Origin of the sequence: Actinomadura sp. NPDC048955 (assembly GCF_040649435.1) — a bacterium.
GTDB classification, from domain to species: domain Bacteria; phylum Actinomycetota; class Actinomycetes; order Streptosporangiales; family Streptosporangiaceae; genus Spirillospora; species Spirillospora luteofluorescens.
Genome location: NZ_JBEZJI010000172.1, coordinates 1 through 2588 on the forward strand (window position 1 = coordinate 1; position 2588 = coordinate 2588).

General features: G+C 28.4%; 4 protein-coding genes. 1 reads left to right on the forward strand and 3 read right to left on the reverse strand.

The annotated features are described in order from the left end of the window. Positions 1 to 88: 88 nt before the first annotated feature. A complete protein-coding gene (locus AB0C84_RS45905; RefSeq protein WP_002440842.1) occupies positions 89 to 370 on the reverse strand; it encodes a metal-sensing transcriptional repressor in 282 nt (93 codons plus the stop codon). 168 nt (positions 371 to 538) lie between these two features. On the opposite strand from AB0C84_RS45905, the gene AB0C84_RS45910 reads away from it, so the two are divergent. Then, on the forward strand, positions 539 to 814 hold the full coding sequence (locus AB0C84_RS45910; protein WP_001831374.1) for a glutaredoxin family protein: 276 nt from the start codon (positions 539 to 541) through the stop codon (positions 812 to 814). Positions 815 to 854: 40 nt separating this feature from the next. Here the strand turns inward: AB0C84_RS45910 and AB0C84_RS45915 are convergent, their stop codons facing one another. Together AB0C84_RS45915 and AB0C84_RS45920 are read right to left on the reverse strand one after the other, a co-directional pair. Further along, positions 855 to 1796, reverse strand: a complete 942-nt coding sequence (locus tag AB0C84_RS45915; protein ID WP_001831389.1) for a cation diffusion facilitator family transporter — start codon at positions 1794 to 1796, stop codon at positions 855 to 857. Positions 1797 to 2135: 339 nt separating this feature from the next. Beyond that, positions 2136 to 2588, reverse strand: a 453-nt coding sequence (locus AB0C84_RS45920) for a replication-associated family protein (protein WP_361079188.1), incomplete at its 5' end; no start/stop codon positions are given.

A 2588-nucleotide genomic window follows, 5' to 3' on the forward strand; every position in this document is an offset into this window, starting at 1 on the left:
TCTACTTTATTCGAGCAAGCTGCACATGTCATGCCTGTGATACCTAATGAGGTTTTTTTAATATTTTCACTCAATTATTTCTTTCCTCCTATTTTGAAAATTGTTTTAATACAACCATCAATTCTTTGATACTTTCTTCTCCGTTGCCATTTTTAATACCTTCACTTACACAATTAGATATATGGTCTTCAGTTACTATAAAACCCACTTGTTTTAGGGCTGATTGTATTGCTGTTATTTGTACTAGTACATCTATACAATATCTATCTTCTGCTATCATTGATTGTAAACCGCGCATTTGTCCTTCTAATCTTTTGAGTCTATTGAGCAATGCGTCATTGTTTTTAACAGTAGTAGTGTTCAATTTCACCCCTCCTCATATACCCTAACGGGGTATCTCTTGTTGGAATCTATATTATACCCCTAGTAGGTATAAGTCAATACAAAAGTTTCATATAAAAAATTAATATTTATAGTTTGTTTTAAGAGGTACACTTGTATAAAATGTATGCTAAAACTTATATTAGGAGAGATATATTTGGATAAAAATATACAACTTGAGCTTTACACAAGACCTACATGCTCTGATTGCCAAGAATCAAAAAGGTATTTAAACTCTCAAGAGATTAGTTATAGTCATAAAGATGTAAGTCAAAATTTGGACTTAGAAGAAGAAATGAAAAAAATATCAGGCAACCGAATTGTTCCCTTATTTGTTTTTTATAAAAAAATTTTTTGGGGTAAAAAAAAGTTGTTTAAATATTACGTGGGATTTGAAAATAACAAAAAAGATATATTAAATATATTGGAATAATTAAATAAACAGCCATTATTAAAAAATAATGGCTGTTTATTTAATGATGATGTTGACTGTCTTCTTCTTTCACGATACAAAACAATTTTTCACTATGATTATTGTTAGAAGTTTCAGTCTGTATTGTGACATGTTGAATATTTTGATGATTGAGTTCATGTTCTATACGTTTAAGTAAAAACTCATTTTCAGTAATGGTCATTGTATCTTCTACAACAATATGACAAGATAACGCGTTTAATCCGCTAGTTACTGACCAAACATGAAAGTCATGAATATTTTTAACTTCTTTGAATTTTTTAATAGTTTTAATAATGTCTTTTGTATTTATATTGCTTGGTGCTCCCTCCATTAATACATGAAGACTTGATTTTGTTACATAAAAGCCGCTACGTAGTACTAAAATTGCTACAATCACACTTGCTAAAGGATCCGCCCACCCCCATCTAAAAAATATAATGAGAAGGGCTGCTATAACTGCACCTATAGATCCAAGCATGTCGCTTATTACATGCAAATATGCTCCACGCATATTTAAGTTTTCTTCTACATCGCTCCCGCGCAGCATTATCCAAGCCACAATAATATTAATAAACAAGCCTACCAAGGCGATAATTAACATGCCTGTAGAAGCTACCTCAGGGGGGTTTTTAAATCTCTCAATAGCTTCATAAAAAATATAGATAGCTATTAACATCAAAGTAATACCATTAAGTACAGCTGCTAGTATTTCAAACCTTTTGTAGCCAAAAGTTTTATTTGTATTAGCTTGCTTCGCTCCTAAAGTAAATGCAATTAAAGCAATACCTAAAGAAATAGAATCACTTAACATATGACCAGCATCTGAAATTAACGCAAGACTGTTAGTAAAGAAACCACCTAACCCTTCTACAATCATGTAACTTGTAATAATAATAAAACTAATTAATAAAGTCTTTTTGTTCGCGCCATGTGTATGATTATGATTGTGATCGTTTTCCATTTAATCCCTCCTCTTTTTAATGATGAAAAATATTTTCTATAATTTGAATTTTTGTTTTTATAACTATAGAGTTAAAAAATATAAAATTTCAATTAATGTTTTGTTACTCGAAGAAAATCATACTAACTTATGAATATATGCTCATATATTCATAAGTTAGTATGATTTTTATCCTTTGTCAATATAGAAATGCTTTGTATTTTGTATATTAAATAAAAACCCTACTTTGCTTTGGACAGTAGTGGGATTTTTGCATATGATAAACCACACTTCACTTGCTAAATATTAACTATATTATAATTAACAAGTGATAATTTCTTTTTAGAGAAAATAATGTATTCACGCCTTTAGGCGTGAATACATTATTTTTTTTGAATAGTTTAGAAAAGATAGATTGTTTTTGTTCATTTTTTTTGATGCTTTTGGAGTAATGATATCTTCTTTTGAATCTATATTATCAGTTTCTATTTTTTTGGTATTACTTAATATATTTTGGCTATTTAAATTCAAAGATTGTTCTTGTTTTAATGCAATTGTTAAATCGTCAATTTGTCGATTCTTTTGTCGAATTTCTGATTCTAAATGCTCTATGTATTTATCGATATAACTGCTATATTGGTTATTTAATGATTCTGTTTTGTTTGTCGATTTTTCATCAAATTTTGTCGATTCTTTTGTCGTTTTTTTATTTAAAATTGTTTTTAGATAATCTATTGTATTATCATCTATTAATGATTTGTTACCTACTTTGTTTACCTTCAAATTTGAAGGTAAACTTTTTAAATGATAATG